This is a genomic window from Streptomyces sp. NPDC058880, assembly GCF_042742535.1.
Classification (GTDB): Bacteria; Actinomycetota; Actinomycetes; order Streptomycetales; family Streptomycetaceae; genus Streptomyces.
The window spans coordinates 26,843-45,430 of the sequence record NZ_JBHYMC010000017.1 but is presented as its reverse complement, the minus strand read 5'-3'; the positions used below and the strand labels follow the sequence as shown (position 1 = coordinate 45,430).

General features: G+C 71.0%; 16 protein-coding genes and 1 pseudogene. 9 read left to right on the top strand and 8 right to left on the bottom strand.

Features of this window, described 5'->3' with window-relative positions; all coding sequences use genetic code 11:
• Positions 1-23 precede the first annotated feature (23 nt).
• Positions 24-3,326, top strand: coding sequence for a DUF4082 domain-containing protein (locus ACFW2G_RS12970; protein WP_384580386.1), 3,303 nt, complete (start codon positions 24-26; stop codon positions 3,324-3,326).
• The gene (locus tag ACFW2G_RS12965) at positions 3,323-4,372 is read left to right on the top strand and encodes a glycosyltransferase (protein WP_384447206.1); all 1,050 of its coding nucleotides are present in this window, start codon (positions 3,323-3,325) and stop codon (positions 4,370-4,372) included. The genes ACFW2G_RS12970 and ACFW2G_RS12965 overlap by 4 nt, the downstream gene beginning before the upstream one ends.
• Here ACFW2G_RS12965 and ACFW2G_RS12960 read toward each other — a convergent pair.
• A complete protein-coding gene (locus ACFW2G_RS12960; protein ID WP_384447204.1) occupies positions 4,291-5,049 on the bottom strand; it encodes a hypothetical protein in 759 nt (252 codons plus the stop codon). The two genes, ACFW2G_RS12965 and ACFW2G_RS12960, sit on opposite strands and share 82 nt — an antisense overlap.
• 89 nt (positions 5,050-5,138) lie before the next feature.
• Between ACFW2G_RS12960 and ACFW2G_RS12955 the strand changes: the two genes are divergently transcribed.
• The 3 genes from ACFW2G_RS12955 to ACFW2G_RS12945 all read left to right on the top strand — a co-directional run bounded on the left by ACFW2G_RS12955 (position 5,139) and on the right by ACFW2G_RS12945 (position 9,082).
• Positions 5,139-7,163 (top strand): O-antigen ligase family protein, encoded by a 2,025-nt coding sequence (locus ACFW2G_RS12955; RefSeq protein WP_384580384.1) that lies wholly within the window; start codon positions 5,139-5,141, stop codon positions 7,161-7,163.
• Positions 7,109-8,074, top strand: a complete 966-nt coding sequence (locus ACFW2G_RS12950) for a glycosyltransferase (RefSeq protein WP_384447200.1) — start codon at positions 7,109-7,111, stop codon at positions 8,072-8,074. Before ACFW2G_RS12955 ends, ACFW2G_RS12950 begins: the two co-directional genes overlap by 55 nt.
• Before the next feature lie 102 nt (positions 8,075-8,176).
• Entirely contained in the window at positions 8,177-9,082 is a 906-nt protein-coding gene (locus ACFW2G_RS12945; protein WP_384447198.1) for an RNA polymerase sigma-70 factor, read from the top strand.
• 447 nt (positions 9,083-9,529) lie between these two features.
• On the opposite strand, the gene ACFW2G_RS12940 is transcribed toward ACFW2G_RS12945, so the two are convergent.
• Positions 9,530-10,570: an agmatine deiminase family protein gene (locus ACFW2G_RS12940; RefSeq protein WP_236647429.1), complete on the bottom strand. Its 1,041-nt coding sequence runs from the start codon at positions 10,568-10,570 to the stop codon at positions 9,530-9,532.
• A 243-nt stretch (positions 10,571-10,813) separates the two neighbouring features.
• Here ACFW2G_RS12940 and ACFW2G_RS12935 point away from each other — a divergent pair, with 243 nt between their 5' ends.
• Positions 10,814-11,386 (top strand): TetR/AcrR family transcriptional regulator, encoded by a 573-nt coding sequence (locus tag ACFW2G_RS12935; RefSeq protein ID WP_037915554.1) that lies wholly within the window; start codon positions 10,814-10,816, stop codon positions 11,384-11,386.
• A gap of 339 nt (positions 11,387-11,725) precedes the next feature.
• On the opposite strand, the gene ACFW2G_RS12930 is transcribed toward ACFW2G_RS12935, so the two are convergent.
• Entirely contained in the window at positions 11,726-11,884 is a 159-nt protein-coding gene (locus ACFW2G_RS12930) for a hypothetical protein (RefSeq protein WP_384447194.1), read from the bottom strand.
• A gap of 423 nt (positions 11,885-12,307) precedes the next feature.
• Here ACFW2G_RS12930 and ACFW2G_RS12925 point away from each other — a divergent pair, with 423 nt between their 5' ends.
• A complete protein-coding gene (locus tag ACFW2G_RS12925) occupies positions 12,308-13,147 on the top strand; it encodes a hypothetical protein (RefSeq protein ID WP_384447192.1) in 840 nt (279 codons plus the stop codon).
• Positions 13,148-13,880: 733 nt separating this feature from the next.
• On the opposite strand, the gene ACFW2G_RS12920 is transcribed toward ACFW2G_RS12925, so the two are convergent.
• Positions 13,881-14,045 carry a hypothetical protein gene (locus tag ACFW2G_RS12920; RefSeq protein ID WP_384447190.1) on the bottom strand — a complete coding sequence of 55 codons (165 nt, stop codon included), beginning with the start codon at positions 14,043-14,045 and terminating at the stop codon, positions 13,881-13,883.
• A gap of 80 nt (positions 14,046-14,125) precedes the next feature.
• Here ACFW2G_RS12920 and ACFW2G_RS12915 point away from each other — a divergent pair, with 80 nt between their 5' ends.
• Complete coding sequence (locus ACFW2G_RS12915) at positions 14,126-14,290, top strand: hypothetical protein (protein ID WP_384447188.1); 165 nt, start codon at positions 14,126-14,128, stop codon at positions 14,288-14,290.
• A gap of 20 nt (positions 14,291-14,310) precedes the next feature.
• Positions 14,311-14,524 (top strand): annotated as a pseudogene (locus ACFW2G_RS12910) (transposase); the annotation flags it as partial.
• Here the strand turns inward: ACFW2G_RS12910 and ACFW2G_RS12905 are convergent.
• From ACFW2G_RS12905 to ACFW2G_RS12890, 4 genes are read right to left on the bottom strand one after another with little or no spacing between them, the layout of a single operon-like run.
• A complete protein-coding gene (locus tag ACFW2G_RS12905) occupies positions 14,484-15,281 on the bottom strand; it encodes a glycosyltransferase family 2 protein (RefSeq protein WP_037915542.1) in 798 nt (265 codons plus the stop codon). The pseudogene ACFW2G_RS12910 and the gene ACFW2G_RS12905 sit on opposite strands and share 41 nt — an antisense overlap.
• A 32-nt stretch (positions 15,282-15,313) precedes the next feature.
• Positions 15,314-16,396: a hypothetical protein gene (locus ACFW2G_RS12900; RefSeq protein ID WP_384580380.1), complete on the bottom strand. Its 1,083-nt coding sequence runs from the start codon at positions 16,394-16,396 to the stop codon at positions 15,314-15,316.
• Positions 16,397-16,406: 10 nt separating this feature from the next.
• Complete coding sequence (locus ACFW2G_RS12895) at positions 16,407-17,855, bottom strand: oligosaccharide flippase family protein (protein ID WP_384447183.1); 1,449 nt, start codon at positions 17,853-17,855, stop codon at positions 16,407-16,409.
• Positions 17,852-18,586 carry a chain length determinant protein gene (locus ACFW2G_RS12890; protein ID WP_384447181.1) on the bottom strand — a complete coding sequence of 245 codons (735 nt, stop codon included), beginning with the start codon at positions 18,584-18,586 and terminating at the stop codon, positions 17,852-17,854. Before ACFW2G_RS12890 ends, ACFW2G_RS12895 begins: the two co-directional genes overlap by 4 nt.
• Between the last annotated feature and the right edge of the window lie 2 nt (positions 18,587-18,588).

Below are 18,588 nucleotides of genomic sequence, written 5' to 3'. Positions count from 1 at the left end.
GGCGTGACAACAATGAGGTCCACATGAACAGACGGACAAAGCTGCTCCGTTACGGTCTCTTCACCTCGGTGGCGGCCCTGATGGCCACGGTCCTCCCCCCGGCCGCGGTGGCCGGGGCGGCCGATCCCTGCGGTCCCGCCACGAACGCGATCGTCTGCGAGAACTCCAAACCGGGCACCCCGAAGGAGGAGTGGTTCGCGCCGAGCGCGTACGGCGACATCAAGGGCTTCCCCACCCGGGAGAGCGTCCAGCCCGGCGACACCGTGCAATTCAAGGTCCAGTCTCCGACGCCGTACAAGGTGTCCATCTACCGCCTCGGCCACTACGGGGGCAACGGGGCCCGGCTGATGTCCACGGCCGCCCAGGCCGCCCAGACGTACCCGGCGAACTTCGCGCCGGGCGGGAACCCGGCCGCCTGCACCACCAAGGCATCCACCGGGCTGGTCGACTGCGGCAACTGGCCCACCACGGCGACGTGGAGCGTGCCGGCCGACGCCGTCTCCGGCCTCTACATCGCCAACTTCGACCAGGCGGACGGCAACGGCGTGATGCCGTACCCGTTCGTGGTCCGCAAGGACTCCAGCCACTCCGACATCGTCGTGCAGACCAGCGACCAGACCTGGCAGGCGTACAACAACTACGGCGGCCAGGACCTCTACGACGGCGGCGGTCCCGCGCCCGACGGGCGTGCCTACGAGGTCAGCTACAACCGGCCGATGGACATCGGCGGGGACAACGGGATCTACGGCTCCGAGTTCCAGATGATCGCCTGGCTGGAGCGCAACGGCTACGACGTGAGCTACATGTCCGGGATCGACACGTCGGTCCGCGGCGCGGCCCTGCTGGCGAACCACAAGGTGTTCATGTCCTCCGGCCACGACGAGTACTGGACCCAGGAGCAGTTCACCAACGTCCTGAACGCGCGCCGCGCCGGGCAGCACCAGACGTACTTCAGCGGCAACGAGATCTTCTGGAAGACCCGGCTCGCCCCGAGCATCGACGGGACGAACACCGCCGACCGGACGCTGGTCTCGTACAAGGAGACCAAGCTGTCCTTCCCCCAGCCCAACGGCGTCCCCGACCCGAGCGGGATCTGGACGGGCACCTTCATGGACCCGGCCAGTGCCACCGGCGGGCGCCCCTTCCAGCCGCAGAACCAGCTGACCGGCTCGATGTTCAGCGTCAACGGCTACCGCAGCGACGCGATCACCGTGCCCGGAACCTTCGCCAAGCAGCGGCTGTGGCGCAACACCTCCGTGGCGAACCTCACCCCCTCGCAGACCGCCGTGTTCCCGCAGGGGACGCTCGGCTACGAGTGGGACAGTGACGTGGAGAACGCCAGTCGGCCCGCCGGGCAGATCCAGATGTCGTCCACGACGGTCGACATCGAGGACGGCAAGCTCCTGAAGGACTACGGCAACACCTACGGCAACGGCACCGCGACCCACAGCCTGGTGGCCTTCCGCGACCAGACCTCGCACGCGCTGGTATTCGGCGCGGGCACCGTGCAGTGGTCCTGGGGCCTGACCGACACGCCCACCTCCAACCCCGACGACACCGTGGTCACCGCCGACAAGCGGATGCAGCAGGCCACCGTGAACGTCTTCGCCGACATGGGTGTGCAGCCCAAGTCCCTGCAGAGCGACCTGATCGCCTCGACCACGTCCACGGACACCGTGGGCCCCGGCATCACCGTGACCAGCCCGGCGGCGAACGCCACCGTCCCGGCCCTGCGGCCGGTGACCGTCACCGGTACGGCGACGGACACCGGCGGCGGCGTGGTGGCCCGGGTCGAGGTCTCCACCGACGGCGGAACCACCTGGAAGGCGACCACGGGCCTGGGAACCTGGAGCTACACGTGGACCCCGACCACCCCGGGCCCCGTGCAGATCCAGGTGCGTGCGGTCGACGACAGCGTCAACATCGGCGCGACCACCACGGTCCCGCTGACGGTCGGCCCCCAGCAGTGCCCGTGCACCGTGTGGCCCGCCGCGGCCGTGCCCGGCACCGTCAACGCCGGTGACGGCAGCGCCGTCGAGCTCGGCGTGAAGATCCGCTCCTCGGAGGCCGGTTCCATCACCGGCGTCCGGTTCTACAAGTCCCCGGCCAACACCGGGACGCACACCGGCAGCCTGTGGAGCAGCACCGGCCAGCGCCTTGCGACCGGCACCTTCACCAACGAGACCGCGTCCGGCTGGCAGCAGCTGAACTTCTCCAGCCCGGTGCCGATCAAGCCCAACACCACCTACATCGCTTCCTACTTCGCGCCGAACGGCGGCTACTCCTTCGACAACACCTTCGCCGACGGCGACGCGGGCCTGGCCCCGCTCACGGCGCTGCGGAGCGGGACCGACGGCGGCAACGGCGTCTACCGCTACAGCGGCACCGGCGGCTTCCCGAACAAGGCCGCGTCCGGCAGCAACTACTGGGTGGACGCGGTCCTGGACACCTCGGCCGCCAGCACGACCCCGCCCACCGTCACCGGGACCTCGCCGCAATCCGCCGCGACGGGCACCCAGATCACGGCGACGATGACGGCCACCTTCAGCACGGCCGTCGACGCGGATGAGCTCACCTTCACCGTGAAGGACTCGGGCGGCGCCACCGTCCCGGGCACCAAGGCCCTCGGAGCGTCGAACAGCGCGACCTTCACCCCGTCCACCGAGCTCGCGCTGAACACCACGTACACGGCGTCGGTCCAGGCGACCGACCTGTGGGGCAACGCCATGACCGCGCCCGTCACGTGGAACTTCACGACCAGCGCGAGCCCGCCGGCGGTGAACTGCCCGTGCACCCTGTGGAGCGGCAGCGCGACGCCGAGCACCGCCAACGTGGGCGACGACGCCAACTCGGTGGAGCTCGGAACCCGCTTCCAGTCGGCGGTGAACGGCTACATCACCGGTGTCACCTTCTACAAGGGCCCCGGTAACACCGGCACCCACACCGGCAGCCTGTGGTCCGCCTCCGGCACGCTGCTGGCCACCGGCACCTTCGGCAGCGAGACCCTGACCGGCTGGCAGGAGCTGCAGTTCGCAACACCCGTACCGATCACGGCGGGCACCACGTACGTGGCCTCCTACCACGCACCGAACGGCAACTACTCCGTGGACGGGGGCTACTTCACCGCCGCCCACCGCTCCTACCCCCTGGTGGCCCCGGCGGACGCGCCCGGCAGCGGCAACGGGCTCTACAAGTACGGCTCCGCCACGGCGTTCCCGTCGAACACCTTCGGATCCGTGAACTACTGGGTGGGTCCCGTCTTCACCACGACCCTGCCGAACTCGGCCCAGTCCGCGGACGGTTCCACGGAGGTGTCCGGCCAGTGAGCACGGTCAGCGTGGTGATCCCCTGCTACAAGTACGGCCACTTCCTGGCCGACTGCGTCAAGAGCGCCCTCGACGAGCAAGAGGGCGTGGACGTCCGGGTACTGATCATCGACGACGCCTCGCCCGACGACTCCGCGGACGTGGCACGCGCGCTGGCGGCGGCCGACCCCCGGATCGAGGTCCGGGTCCACGAGCGCAACCAGGGGCACATCGCCACCTACAACGAAGGTCTGTTGGAGTGGGCCGACGGGGACTACGTCGCCCTGCTCTCGGCGGACGACCGGCTGGTCCCGGGCGCCCTGGTGCGCGCGGCGGCCCTGCTCGACGCGCACCCGGAAGCGGGATTCGCCTACGGCAGGCCGCTGCGCTTCCGGCACGGCGGTCCCCTGCCGGCGGCCCGTACCCGCTCCACGGGGTCGGTGGTCTATCCGGGCCACTGGTGGCTGGACCGGCGGTTCCGGGAGGGCACCGGCTGCATCACCTCGCCCGAGGTGGTCGTCCGTACCAGCCTCCAGCGCAAGGTCGGCGGCTACGATCCGCAGCTGCCTCACGCCGGTGACATCGAGATGTGGATGCGGCTCGCGGCCCACGCCGACGTGGGCTACGTCCGCGGCGCCGACCAGGCCTTCTACCGCGTCCACGGCAACAACATGTCCACGACGGACTTCGGCGGGCAGCTCGACGACCTCCGCCAGCGCCTCGTCGCCTTCGACTCGGTGCTGGCCAAGTGCGGGGATCTGCTTCCGGAGCCGGACCGGCTGGCACGTGCGGCGCGCACCCGGCTCGCCCGGTACGCGCTGCGGCGCGCCTACCGGGCGTACGACCGGGGGCGCACCTCGGTGGTTCCGGTCGAGGAGCTGGTGGGGTTCGCGGCCGAGTGCCTGCCCGACGGCTACACGGCGCTGGCCGAGTACCGGGCGCTGCAACGGCGCCGGCGGATCGGCCCGCGCGCGATGCCCTACCTTCAGCCGCTGGTGCTGTCGGCGGTCGCCGACCGGGGGCGCGAGTGGCTGTGGTGGCGTTCCTGGAAGCGCCGAGGGATCTGATGGCCCGTCTCCACCGGTTCCACCGGCGGGACCTGTGGACCGGCGTCGGCGCTCTCGCGCCGGCGCCGGTTCCGGCGTGTCAGGAGCCGGTCGGTCCACAGGGTGGCGGCCGCACCGCAGACCGTCGCCAGCAGGGCCACTCCGGCCAGGGACCGTACCCGGTCACCGTTCCGTGCGGCCGCGTGCGGCGGCACCAGGAGGTCCACGCTCATCCGTGCGGCGTCCGGGATGCCCTGCTGCGTCTGGAGCTCGGTCAGGTGCCGGGTGTAGATCTCGATGATCTTCCGTACGGACGCGTCGGCCACGTCCGGGTCGGGATGCTCCACCTGGATCTGGAGCGAGGGGATCAGATGGCGCGGGGTGACACTGGTGCCGCTGTTGCGCGGTGTCATCTGGTAGGCGCCGGCGACCCCCGCCGCCTTGAGCTCGGCCGCTCCCTCGGCCGATTCCAGCTGCTGGACGACGCCGTACGAGACGGCGGCGAGCGGTGGCTGGAGGTTCGCGAGCTGGTTCGGCTGTCTGCTGGTGACCGGCGGTTTGAGCACCACGATCGCGGAGCTGAGGTGCACCGGTCCGGGCCTCAGCACCGCCACCCCTCCGGTGGCCGCCAGCAGCACCGCCACGACCAGGACGTACCAGCGCCGACGCAGCGCACGGACCAACTCACCAGGCGACACGGGGATCCTTTCCACCCTTTCCTTCATGTCCGATCTTTGCAGGACCCGGGTAGGTACGCCATCAATTCCGTTACCCGGCAGGGGTGTTCGTGAGCATTCGGGAAATGGGCGCGGTGCTGCGCCGGCGCTGGTACGTGATCGTGCCGGCGATGCTGCTCAGCCTGCTGGCGGCGCTGCACTTGTACCGGTCGGTGCCCGTGGCGTACCAGTCGCAGAGTTCGGTGGCGCTGCTGGACTCCTCTGCCGCCGCCAAGCTGCCGCCCGCCTTCGGCAACCCGATCTCCAACGCGGGCGGTGCCCTGGTGGTGACCGCGGACGTGCTGATCAGGGCGATGTCGGGAGCCGACGCCGCCCGTGAGCTGCACAGCCTCGGCGTGACCGATCCCTATACCGTCGGGTTCGCCGCGAACACCTCGGGTCCGCTGTTGACGATGACGGTCACGGGGACCGACCGGGAGAAGGTGCTCAAGGAGACGAACATCCTGACCGGCTTCGCCGGGGAGCAGCTCAACGCACTCCAGGCCGCGGCCAAGGTACAGCCCGCGTACATGGTGCAGACGGCGCCGGTGGTGCTGCCGCAGACGCCGGTGCCCCAGCTCAAGAGCCGTTACCAGCAGGTGCTCGGGGTCCTCATCCTCGGCGTCAGCGTCGGGTTCACCCTCTCCTTCGTGGCGGACGCGCTGTCGGCGGCCCGGCGGCGCCGGCGCGACAGCTCGGCCGAGGGCTCGGCGGGGCCGGCCCGGGCCGGCCGGCGCAGGTCCCGGGGCCGCCATGTGGACGCCACCGCCCTGCTCACCGGCTACCTGGCGCTGGCGTTCTTCATCCCGTCCAACCTGACGCTGCCGGGTCTGGGCGGGGTGGGGACCCCGGCCAATGTGTTCGCCCTACTGGCCCTGTTCTGGTATCTGGCGACCTGGCTCGCCGGCCGGATCCGTCCCGCGCCCGGGACCCGACTGCCCCGGGTGGCGATGTGGCTGCTGGCCGTCTCGGTCCTGGCCTCCTACATCGCGAACGCGGGCCGCGGCAGCGTGCGCAAGGAGTTGCTCGGTGCCGACCGCGGCCTGATCGCGCTGCTGGTGTGGGTGTCGCTGGTGGTGCTGGTCACCGCCGGGATCCAGGACCGTGCCCGCCTGGACGTGCTGCTGCGCCGGGCCGTGGTGATGGGGACGATCGTGGCGGCCATCGGCTTCTACGACTTCTTCACCGCGACCAACATCGCCGACAGCATCAGCATCCCGGGGCTGTCGTCCAGCGTCCCCCAGATCACGACCCTGGACCGCGGGGCGTTCACCCGGCCCCGGTCCACCACGGCGCAGCCGCTGGAGTTCGGCGGGATGCTGGCGCTGCTGCTGCCCTTCGCCGTCCAGCAGGCCTTCGATCCGGTACGGCGCCATCTGAAGGCCTGGCGCCGCTGGGGTCCGGTGGCACTGATGGGCGGGGCGCTGCCGCTGACGGTGTCGCGCACCTCGATCATCGGGGCGCTGATCGTGATCCTGGTGATGGTGCCGCGCTGGAAGCCGCAACGGCGGTGGACCGCGATCGGGGTGCTGGTGGGTGCGGTGGCCTGCTTCAAGGTGATCATCCCCGGGCTGATCGGCACCATCACGGGGCTGTTCGCGTCCTTCCTGTCGAACTCCGACAGCAGTACCCAGGCCCGTACGGTCAAGTACAGCGCGATCGTGCCCTACCTGGACGAACGGCCGCTGTTCGGGCGCGGCATGGGCACCTTCATTCCCGAGCTCTACTTCTTCACCGACAACCAGTACATGCTGACCCTCGCCGAGACGGGGTTCCTGGGGCTGATCGCGCTCCTGTTCCTCTTCCTCGCCGGTATCCACCAGGGCGGCGCGATCCGCCGGCTGGCCGTCGGCGAGTCCGACCGGGAACTGGGGCAGGCGTTCTTCGCCTCCGCCCTGGTCGCCCTGGTCGTCAGCGCCACCTTCGACGCCCTCAGCTTCCCGATGTTCGCCGGGATGTTCTTCCTGACGATCGCCGCCGGAGGCAGTTACCTCGGCTTCATCCGGCGCGCGGCGCCGAAGCCCCGATTCGTGGAGTACCCATGTCTTCCCGCCGATCAACAGCTCCCCACTCCCCCGCCGGCACCGGCCCGGTAGCGGTCCTCGTCGTCACCTGGAACAGCGCGGAGGTCCTGCCGGATTTCCTCGCCTCGCTGCCGGAGGGCATGGCCGGGCTCGACTGGCGCCTGGTCGTCGCCGACAACGACTCCGCCGACGACACGGTGGAGGTCGTCCGCTCCCTGGCCCCGGACGCGACGGTCGTCCAGACCGGCCGCAACGCCGGGTACGCAGCCGGGGTGAACGCCGCGCTGGCGGCGGCCGCCGCCTGGGAGGGCGGCTTCCGGGCCGCCCTGGTGTGCAATCCGGACATCCGGATGCGGCGGGGCTGCGCCGGGGTGCTCGTGGACGCGCTGGGCAGGGCGGAGCCCGGCGGCGGCCGGGTCGGGATCAGCGTCCCGCTGCTGTACGAGGAGGACGGCCGCACGCTGCTGCACTCGCTGCGCCGCGAGTCCAGCGTGACCCGCGCGCTGGGCGAGGCGGTGATCGGCAACCGCCGGGCGGGGCGCTTCCCGCACTGGAGCGAGCTGGTCACCGACCCGGCGGCGTACGAACGGGAGACGGTGGCGGACTGGGCGACGGGGGCGCTGATGGCACTGTCCGGGGAGTGCCTGGCCGCGTGCGGGCCGTGGGACGAGTCCTTCTTCCTGTACTCGGAGGAGACCGAATACTGCCTGCGGGCCAGGGACCTCGGCTTCGTGACCCGGCTGGAGCCCTCGGCCTCGGCCACCCACCTCGGCGGGGATTCCCAGGTGTCGCCCCGGCTGTGGACGCTGCTGACGGTCAACCGGGTCCGCCTCTACCGCCGGCGTCACGGCCTCGCGGCCACCACCGCCTTCCGGGCGGCCGTGCTGCTGCGGGAGTCCTCCCGGGCGGCCCTGGGCCGCCCCGCGAGCCTGGCGGCGGCCCGGGCCCTGGCCGGTCGGTCGGCGCCGCACGGCGCCCCGTAGGCCGCGGGAGCCCCGCGGGAGCCGGCCGGGCCGGCGCGTGTTGTCACAGGGACGGGCCGGCCGGTGTCCTGTGAGCGTACCCCTGGAACCGGAGGAGACATCATGAGCGAGGACGGCGCCGGCGCGGCGACCGAGACCTTCGTCGCGCACCGCAACCTGCTGTTCACCGTGGCCTACGAGATGCTCGGATCGGCGGCCGATGCGGAGGACGTCCTGCAGGAGACCTGGCTGCGCTGGGTCGAGGTCGACCTGGAGCAGGTGCGCGACCGGCGCGCCTACCTGGTCCGGATCACGACCCGGCAGGCGCTGAACCGGCTGCGGGCGATGAGCCGGCGCAAGGAGGCCTACGTCGGTTCCTGGCTGCCCGAACCGCTGCTCACGGCGCCGGACGTGGCCGAGGACGCGATGCTCGCGGAGAGCGTGTCGACGGCATTGATGCTCGTCCTGGAGACGCTGTCGCCCACCGAGCGCGCCGTTTTCGTCCTGCGGGAGGTCTTCGACGTCGGCTACGAGGAGATCGCGGCCGCGGTCGGCAAGAGCGCGGCGGCGACACGCCAGATCGCCCACCGCGCCCGCCGGCACGTCGACGCGCGGCGCCCGCGGCAGGCGGTCTCGGCCGCCCAGACGCGGGCGGCGCTGGAGTCCTTCCGGGAGGCGCTGGAGTCCGGTGACCCGCAGGACCTCCTCGCCGTGCTCGCTCCCGATGTCGTCCTGGTGGCCGACGGCGGCGGCATCAAGCAGGCGGCGCTGCGGCCGATCACCGGTGCCGCGAAGGTGGCCCGCTTCGTGGCGGGCGGTATCGGCAAGAACGACCGGCGCAACCTCGCGATGTCCCTGACGCCGACCGTGGTCAACGGCAGCCCGGCCCTGGCCGTCCATCTGGGCGGGGAGTTCGACGGGGTCATGACGTTCCGGATCGAGGACTCCCGCATCGCGGGCCTCTACTACGTCCGCAACCCGGAGAAGCTGGCCCGCCTCGCCTCGGAGATCCCGCTGGCCCTGCGGTGAGCTCTGCCGGACGGGCCGCAGAGGCAGGTTCGTGAGGACGCTGGGACCCCGGCGCCCCCCAGATCGAAGAAGTCCGGACTCGACTGCGGGAGGCAGAGACCCACCTCGAACACCTCGCGATCACCCGGAAGGCCATCACCGCTCTCGCCGACCGGCTCTTGGCCGCTCCGCCGCAGCTGCCCGAGCACCCGGACCATCCCTGCATCCTCGCCGTCCTCAACGAGGCCGCTGCCCCCACTGGGCCCTCTGGGCCCTCGACGTCTGCGAAGCCCTCGACTGCGAACTACCGCCGAAGAACATCGAGGGCACCCGCGCCACGCTGAAGCGCTTGCTCAAGCTCGATTGCCTCGCCGAAGCCGGCACCGGCAGCTTCGCCAGGAGGCAGGAGCCGACCAAGCACCGCGGTCCGCGGCCTTGCCTGAACCCCGCCGGGAATCGCACAACACTTCACGAACTGCTGGTCTCTGCGGCCTTGGGCTGCTGTTGGGTAGCGCAGTGGATGCCACCGCCGCCTTCGGCGACGGTGTGGATCTCCAGCTGAACGACCTCGCGATCGGGGTAGAGGTCGCCGATGACGGCGGCGGCCTGCTGGTCGGCCTTGCGGTCGCCGAAGCGGGGGATGAGGACGGCGTCGTTGGCGATGTAGTAGTTGGCGTAGGAGCCGAGGAAATCCTCCCCGCGGCGGCCGAGCCGGGTGGGGTCGGGTTCGGGGAGGTCGATGATCTCGAACCTTCTTCCATGGGCGTCGGTCGCGCCCTCCAGGACGCCGCGTGCCTGATCGTGGGCGCGGGTCCACACGTCGGGGCCGTCGCCGGCCCAGGCGCGGCTGAGCAGGACGACACCGTTCTCTGCGAAGCGGGCCAGCGAGTCGACGTGGTAGTCGGTGATGTCCTGGCCCTTGACGCCGTTGAACCAGATCACCTTGTCGGCGCCGACCAGGTTCTTGAGGGAGTTCTCGATCTCGTCGCGGCTCAGGTCCGGGTTGCGGTTGGGGTTGACCAGGGAGCTCTCGGTGACCAGGAGGGTGCCGCGGCCGTCCACTTCCAGTGAGCCGCCCTCTCCCACCAGCGGCGCGTCGACGCGGGGGACGCCTGCGTACTCCAGGACGGCGCGGGCGACCTTCGCGTCGTGCTCGTGTTCCTGCTTGCCGCCCCAGCCGTTGAAGTGCAGGTCGATGCCCTGAAGGCCATTCGGGCCCTGGACGAAGGTCGGGCCGCTGTCGCGCATCCACAGGTCGTCGGTGGGTACCGCGATCACCTCGACCCCCGAGCCGCAGGCTCGACGGGCGGCCTTGACTTCCTCCGGGGCAGCCAGCATGACGACAGGCTCGAACTCGGCCAGCGCCCGGGCAATACCCGCGATGTCGCGCTGGACGTCGTCGGCCATGTCCTCCCAGACCGAGTCCAGCGGCGGCCAGGACATAAACGTGCGGACATGCTCACGGCTCTCCGCCGGCATGAACAGCTCGGCCTGGTTCCGAATGGGCACCGCGCTCTCCTGTACCCCGGCCGACGGCCGGCCCGACTTCTTCTCCTGGTTCTGGGCACAGGCTGTCAACCCCGCGGCGGCCAGCGCAGCAGCCACACCGTCCCTCAGCACGGTTCGGCGGTTCGGTCTCCTCATGACACGGCTCCCATCCCGGACGGAAGAATTCCTGACTGAAATTTCAGTCAATGCGAGACGGTAGCATTGCCTGTGTCGCCGCCTGGAACCTTCCTAGGGAGCCGAACCGTGTCCGCCCGCCGCACCGCCATCCTGGAAGCCGCCGCCCGCGTCATCGCGCAGCGCGGCATCAGGGGCCTGCGAGTCGAAGAGCTGGCCGAGGAGGCCGGCGTGTCGACCTCGCTGATCTACTACCACTTCCGCGACCGGGCCGGTCTCCTCGCCCGCACACTCGACTTCATCAACACCCGAGCCGAGCACTACACCCAGCCCACCAGCGACCCCGACACCGACCCTCGCGGCCACCTGGAAGAGATGCTGCTCCTCGAACTCCAGGACACCCCCGCCGTCGTCGAGAACAGCACCGCCTGGGGCGAACTTCGCTCCACCGCCGTCTTCCAGCCTGAACTGCGCGACCAGCTCCGCACCACCACCGACAGCTGGAACGACTACACCAGCGACCTGATCCACCGCGCCCAGCAGACCGGCCGCGCCACCCCCGACATCTCACCGGACGACGCCGCCCACCGGCTCACCGCCCTCGTCGAAGGACTCAGCAAACGCTGGCTCAGCGGCACCCTCACCCTCGAACGCTCCCGGCAGCTCCTGCGCGGCGCCATCATCGCGGAACTCGGCCCCTGACCCGACCAACACGGCCTCGCCCTCATCCGAAACAGGGCATCAACCTGCCTGCCGTACCGGGACACCTGGCCGCCACGGGGCGACCGCCCCGGCCCCGGTGTTCACCGGGGCGCCTTCGGACATTGCAGTTCCCTCCTCGTCTGGCACGCTGCCGCCCTTCCCCGTGTGACCGGCTCTCCCGGCCCCGGAGTACTACGGCGGCTCCGTCCCGTCCACGCCCCTCGGTGGGCAACGCGCCTATCCCGATTCGGGCCGTCGGCGGCGGCACGGAACGGGAGCGGTCATAGACGGTTCCCACGTTCACCGCTGATCGACGGCATCCGTCGCAGCCACGTGGGATCAGGGGGCCAGCAGGAGGTGTAGCAGGCCGACGACACCGATGCCGACGACGACCGCGGTGCCGATGTCAGGACGCTGGTAGGCGAGGACACCGGCAATCGTGCCCACGACGAGGAGCAGGATCGCCCGCACGCTGAATTGATCGTTCTGACCGTTCACTGGAGCCTTCTCCGTTCAGGATCCGCTGAAAAGCGCCTCACCGCCGGCGTCGATCGCACGCGCGGGGCCACTCGGGCATTCCGGCGACGGGCCGGGCCGACACCCCTATCGGCAGTGAATGCCGTGCACGGGCGCTGTTCCAGTGGACGCACATCGAGCGGAATTTCTGAAGCTGCAACGGGAGATGCAACCCTGGATGCTCACCATCGAGTGGAGGACGGGGAGCGGGTCATGGACGGAAGTGTGGATCTGGGGCCCTTCGACCCGCTGCACTGGCATTTGGGCGGGTCGGTCGCGCGGCGAGCCCCAGCCGGGGCGGGTACCCCGCGCCCGCGACGGGAAGTGACCCCCCAGGATGTCGAGTTCGTCCGATGGTTGCGAGGTTGCCTGGTCCGCGGGCGGTGGACTTCGCTCGGCGCCGCGGTGGCCATGGTGAAACGGGAGCGGGGCCTCCCCTGGGAGGACTGGGAGGAAGGGGAATCACAGCTCGGGGTCGCGGAGACCACGCTCTCCCGCTGGCTCAAGAGCGAGACGGTTCCTTCCCGCACCAAACTGCGCGAGCTCATCCGCTGTCTCGACCTGTGCATCCACGAGCGGAACGCGACCGACAGGGCGAGGGAGATCGCCCCGATCTCTGTAGAGGAATCGGAGGAGGGGATGCGGTTGCGCGGGGCCGCGGAGGCGGCCCGTGACCAGGCCCCGGCCCAGCGCGCCTACGCCCAGGCGCAACAGGCACTCGACGAGGCCGGGGAGCAGTGCCGGCTCCTGCTGGTCCACCTCGAAAATCTGCTGGGGCGACGCGACGAGAACCGGCGCGCCACCGCGGCGACCCTCATGGAGCTCACGTCCCAGGCGGGGGAACTCGCCCTCGCGCTGGGCGAGGAGGTGATCAGGGCCAACGATCGAGTGCTGCGGGCGAAGCAGAACGCGGATCGGATCGCGAGGGCAGCGATGCGACGGGAGGAGGAACTGAACGCGCGCATTGAGGAAGTCGAGAAGGTGCTCGAGAACTGGCAGGACCGTTACGACCGGGCGCATGCCGCGCGCGAGACGGCTCGCGAGGACGCCTTGAGCGAACGCCTGGAGATGGAGGATGCCCTCGATCGGGCCCGGGACTTGCTGGCAGGGTCCCAGGACTCCGAGGACCGTGCACTGCGACGCGCCGAGGAGCAGGAGAAGCTGAGGGGGTGGGCCGAGCGGGATCGCGCTGAAACCGCCGCGCGGGCACAGCTGCAGTACGACCTGGATCCTCGGTGGCATTGAGTCGGCACCGTGACTCCTCGGGCGGCCTGCACGCGGTCAGCGAAGCGTCGCTCCAGGTGGGGCTACGATCCCTATGTGCGACCGCGGGATCGGTGTGCGGTGCCCAGGCGGCGGGGCTGCCGCCACGCCACTCGATCAGCGGACCGTCATCGTCCCAGGTGACGTCGTCGGGGTCCAGTCCGGCCCGCCGCAAAAATTCGAGGAGATCACCCGGGCCGTGGGCGCGGCCGAGTATCTGGCCGTCGCACCGCACTCGGCGCCCGCCCTCGGCGTCGGGCGGGTAGACGACCACGCGTCGACCCATCCCCCACCCTGCGCGCCTGGTCATTCCAGCACTCCGGGTCACCGGGAAACGGACATAGATCACGAACCACCCTCTCAGAAGTCGTAGCCTACGGGCGCAGGCATCGACCCGTGCGGGGCGCACGGCCGAGATCCGTCCAGATCGTCAGCCAGGTCGGCCGCCTGCTCGTGCTGGGAACCGCCACCATGCTCGACCCGGCCAACGGGCCCCGAACAGCATCACTGCACCCACACATCAGGGCCACACCCCGCACCAGCCGGCAGGTATGGCGTCCGGTACGGGCCCGACCCCGGCGGTCTCACCTTCGACACGGCCTGGCGCTCCGCCGGTGTGCGGCCCCGCCCCGAGCGAAGCACTCTGCCGTCAGGCAGGTCATCGTGCCGGCGTCAGCGGGGCCGTGCACGCCGACTGCCCCCGCTGACGCCGGGCCTACGCCTCGCAGCTGTACTTCTCGGCGAGTTGGGTGACGGCCTCCCGCACCATGGCCGCGTTGTTGCGGGTCTCGGGGGCGTCCGGGTCGACGAGGTCCTTCTCCTCCTCTTCCCCTCCTCGGTCGGCCCTTGAGTCAGACGTGGCCGGTGGGAGCTTTGGCACCGGGCACCCGGGGCACGGTCGTTCGGGGCCGGGGCTGGGACGGCCCTTGGCAGGTCGAGTTTCCCGGAACGATCGATGTGATGGGTGTCCCCGTGCCCAACGGACATGCCCAGGCGCTCAGTGGCGAGCTTCTGTACTGGGTCACCTGTGACGCGCCGCAGTACGACAGTGACGGGGACGGTCCCTATCGCAAGGCCCAGGTCTGGGGCCGGTACCTGCGGACGGAGCCCCAGCCCACGGTGTAGGGATGCGACACGTCATGTTGCCGCGCTCGAACCGTCCCCATGCGGTGGAGCGCTGGACCTGGCTCCTGGTCGTCGCCCACACCCGGCTCCGCCCCACCCGACCCCTCTCCGCCGACCTCCGCCGACCCCCGCCGCGCCTGGCAGAAGCCGGCCAAGCCCGAACGGCTCATCCCGGCCCGTGTCCACCGCGGGTTCAGGAACAGCCGTCCCACGCGGTGTAGAAGCTGCCGGGGTTGACCAGGTAGCGGACGGTGGGGCGGGGCAGGTGGCGCACCTCGTGGCGGCGGGCGTAGCGGCGGATGAGCTCCCAGTCCTCGCGGGGCAGCACCTCGGGGGTGCGGCGCAGCCGGCTGAAGTGCAGCGCTCGGCTGCGCCGGGCCACGAAGGCGTTGGTGTCCAGGAAGGCCTCGCGAGCGGCGCGCCGGCGGTCGAAGGGCACCGACAGGACGTCGCGCTCGGTGCCGTCGGGCAGCACCCTGCGCAGTGCGGTGTAGACGGCGTCCGGCCCGCCGGGGGCGTCCAGTGCTGCCAGGGCCTGCTCCAGGTGGTCGGGCTCCCACAGGTTGTCGTCGTCGAGGAAGGCCACGTACCGGGAGCGGGTGAGCCGGATGCCGACGTTGCGCACGACTCCGGCGGTCGCCGTGTTCCGGGCCAGGGAGACCGCGAACAGGCGTGGGTCCACCGGCAGTTCGGGAAGCCCCGCTCCGTCGTCGACGACGATGACCACCTGGTCGGTGACGGTCTGCGCGAGGGCCGAGCGGACCGCCGCGCGCAGTGCGTCGGGGCGGCGGTGGGTGGCGATCACGGTGGCGACCCGGGCGGCCGGGGGCCGTCCCAGAAGGGCGGCGAGGCGGGTGGTCTCGGCGTCCTCGAAGCGGCGCAGCCGTGCGGCGGAGGGCAGCAGCAGGACCTTGTTGCGGGCCTCGAAGAGCACCAGCCAGCCGAAGGCCCGCTTGAGCAGTTCCCAGGGGGCCCGGGCGATACGGCGCATGTCGCACTCTCCGTCGTGACGTGGTGTGGGGGTCAGGAGGCGGGTTCCACCGGGCGGCCGTCGGACATGCGGTTGTCCTTCCACACGTTCCCGGCGCCGCCGGCGTTCCAGGCGGTGACCGGGCCGTAGGCGCCACTGGACGGGTGGTACTGGGTGGAGAAGACGTTGCCGGTGACCCGGATGCCGGTGGCGCCCGGGCCGCCGCCGTAGAGCGCGTACGCGCCGCCGGCCAGCCAGTTGTCCTCGACGACGACGGAGGAAACGGTCCCGGTGTCGGCGAAGAGGCCGATGGCGGCGGTGGCGCCCTTGTCCACGGGGGTGGAGTTGAGCAGGGTGTTGTGGCGGACGGTCAGCCGGCCCTTGTTGCCGCCGCCACTGATGACGGCGTCGATGTGCTGCCATTCACCGCCCTGGTTGCGGAAGGCGACGAGGTCGTGCACGTAGTTGTCGTGCAGGTTGCCCTGGCCCATGGACAGGGCGTTTCCGAAGACCGAGATGTCGCACCAGCCGACCTCGACGGAGCTGCCACCCATGTTGGAGACGGCGTAGTTGACCCCTCCGTTGTCGGGGCCCTTGCCCGGTACGGCGGTGATGGTGGTGTGCAGGACCTTCAGGCCGCTGTAGCCGGGACGGAGGTTGACCCCCCACCAGTTCGTAGAGGTGATCTTGCTGTCGATGATCGTGACGTCGTTGGCGTAGATGTCGAGGGAGCCGCGGATGTCCCAGCCCTTGATGACCGTGCCGTCCTTCTTGACCGACATGTTGCCGGTGTCGTGCCGCTCCAGTGCGATGCGCGGGCCGGTGCTGTCCGCGTCGGGGTATCCGCAGGCCCCGGGTGAGGTGCAGGCGGAGGCGGAGGCGGAGGGCGACGGTTCGCCGGTGCCCGGCGGGGCCGACAGGGAGGGCGTGGCCGAGGTTCCGGGTGTGGCCGACGGGCCGGGTGTGGCGGTGGGTGCGGGCGCCGCCGTCCCGGGGAGGGCCGCCGACGGCGTCGCGGAGGGCCCGGCCTTCGGATCGCTCACCCCGGTGCGGTCGGCGTCGTAGAGGGTGAGGGCGACGGCCAGCACCACACCGGCGAGCAGCCACGCCGCCAGGCGCCTTCGGTTCCGTGACATCACCGGCAGCCTATCCTCGGAGCGTCGTGCGGGCGGGTAGGAGGCACACGGCGTACGCCAGGGTGCCGGCGGCCGCGGTTGCCAGGAGCGCGGGCACGGAGTCGCCGAGGTACCGCTCCAGCACGAGGAGTGCCGCGGCCATCACGACGGCGCCGAGCAGCGGCCAGGCACAGGCCCGGGCGACCGCGCCCAGGCGGATGCCGCCGCGGTGCAGGGCGAGGAGGAAGACCGGGACCACGACGGCGCCCGCGACCACGACGTGGGCCTGGGACACTCCGACGATGCCGCCGCCGCGGGCGCCGATCACGAGCGCCGGGAGGAGGAGGACGAGCCACAGGCCCTGGACCCCGATGAGGGAGCGGCGCCGGCCGATGGCCACCAGGCAGTCGTAGGCCAGTTCGCAGCCGATGCGGACCAGGCCGAGGGCCATCAGCCAGGGCAGGGCGCCGGCCGCGGGCAGCCAGCGTTCGCCGTAGACGAGTTCGATGACAGGGGCGGCGAGGGCGGCCAGCAGGACGCAGAGCGGGACGGTGGCCGCCGTCACCACGCCGAGGGCGCGGGCGAATCCGGACGCCAGGGCCTGCGGTGAGTCGGCCAGCCGGGAGAAGCCCGCGAAGGAGACCCGGCGGGCGGCCTCGGAGATGATGCGCACGGGCCAGCCGGAGATGTTGAAGGCCAGCACGTAGAAACCGAGGGCGAGGGGGTCCAGGGTGGAGCCCACGACCATGGTGTCCACGTTGACCACGCCGAGGGCGAGCATGCTGGCCCCGGCGAGAGGAAGCCCGAACCTCAGCAGGGCGCGGGCCTGTTCACGGTCCCAGCCGAACCTCAGGGTGCCGGGCGCGGCGAGGCAGCAGCCGATCAGGGCGGCCACGTTGCCGACGACCGATCCCCAGGCGAAGCTCATCGCGCCCCAGCCCTGGACGGCCAGGAGCAGGGTCACCGCGGTGCTCAGGACGAAGTTGAGCGCGTCGACGGCCATCCGCCGGCCCTGGGCGAACTCCCGGGTGAGGAAGCCGGCCGGCACCTGGGCGAGTCCGTCGAGGACCACGCACAGACACATGACCCGCAGGACGCCGCTGGCCTCGGGCGAGCCGAGGACGTCGGCGACGGCCGGGGCGGTCGCGAAGAGCACGGCGTACAGCAGGCAGCTGGAGGCCGCGCTCAGGGTGACGACGGTGGGGGCGAAGCGCCGCGGATCGCCTTCCCAGCGGATGACGGCGAGGGAGACACCGAGCTCGTTCGCGGAGAGCAGGACGAGCAGGACCGTCTGGGCGATGCCGTAGACGCCCCAGGCCTCGGGCCCGAGGAAGTAGCGGGCGAGGATGACGCCGGTCGCGAAGTTGCCGAGGCGCATCACGACCGTGTTGATCAGGCTCCACTTGGCCGCGGAGCCGACCTTGCGCCCCAGGGAGGGCGCCTCGGGGTCGTTCTGCGTGCTCGCTGCGGTGTCGGTCACGCCGGTCCCGCCCCGCCCGGGCCGACCGTGCGCAGGGCCATCGTCTCGTCGGTCGCGGCGGGCGCCGCACCGACGGGTACGGGTGCCGCCGCGTCGGGAGTCCCGGGAGCCGCCGAACGGTTCTTCCCGTGCGGAGTACGCCTGCGGGCCTCCACGAAGAAGACGGCCACCAGGCTCAGGACGAAGCCCAGCGCGGCCACCATCACGATGTACTGGAGACGGGTCTTGGTCTGTGCCTCGGGCTTCTGCGGGGGCACGATCGTCGCCATCCGGATCATGGCCTCGGGGGCCACGGACTGCTGGGTCTGGAACTCCTTGAGCCGCTTGTCGGCGTAGCCGGCGAGGAGCTCGTCGGACGTGCGGACGGCCGCCGGGTCGGTACCGGTGACGGTCAGCCACATGAAGGGGCCCTGGGCGTTGTCGGCGATCTTCACCTCGTGCTTGCCGGTGACGCCGAGGGCCTTGAGGTCGGCCTTGGCCCCGTCCGAGTTGAGGTTGCGGGCGAGGCCGTCGGCCATGCCGGTCAGGGAGGCCTGCGTGCTGAGGAAGGGGTTTCCGTCGAAGGCCTCGGTGGCCTTCGACGAGTTGAGCAGTGTGACGGTGCTCTGCGACTGGTACTCCACCGGGATCAGCAGGTGCACGGCGGTGGTGAGTGCAGCCGTCAGCAGCAGTCCGGGCAGCAGCACGTACCAGCGCCTGCGCATGACCCGCCCTATCTCGGCGAGATCCATGG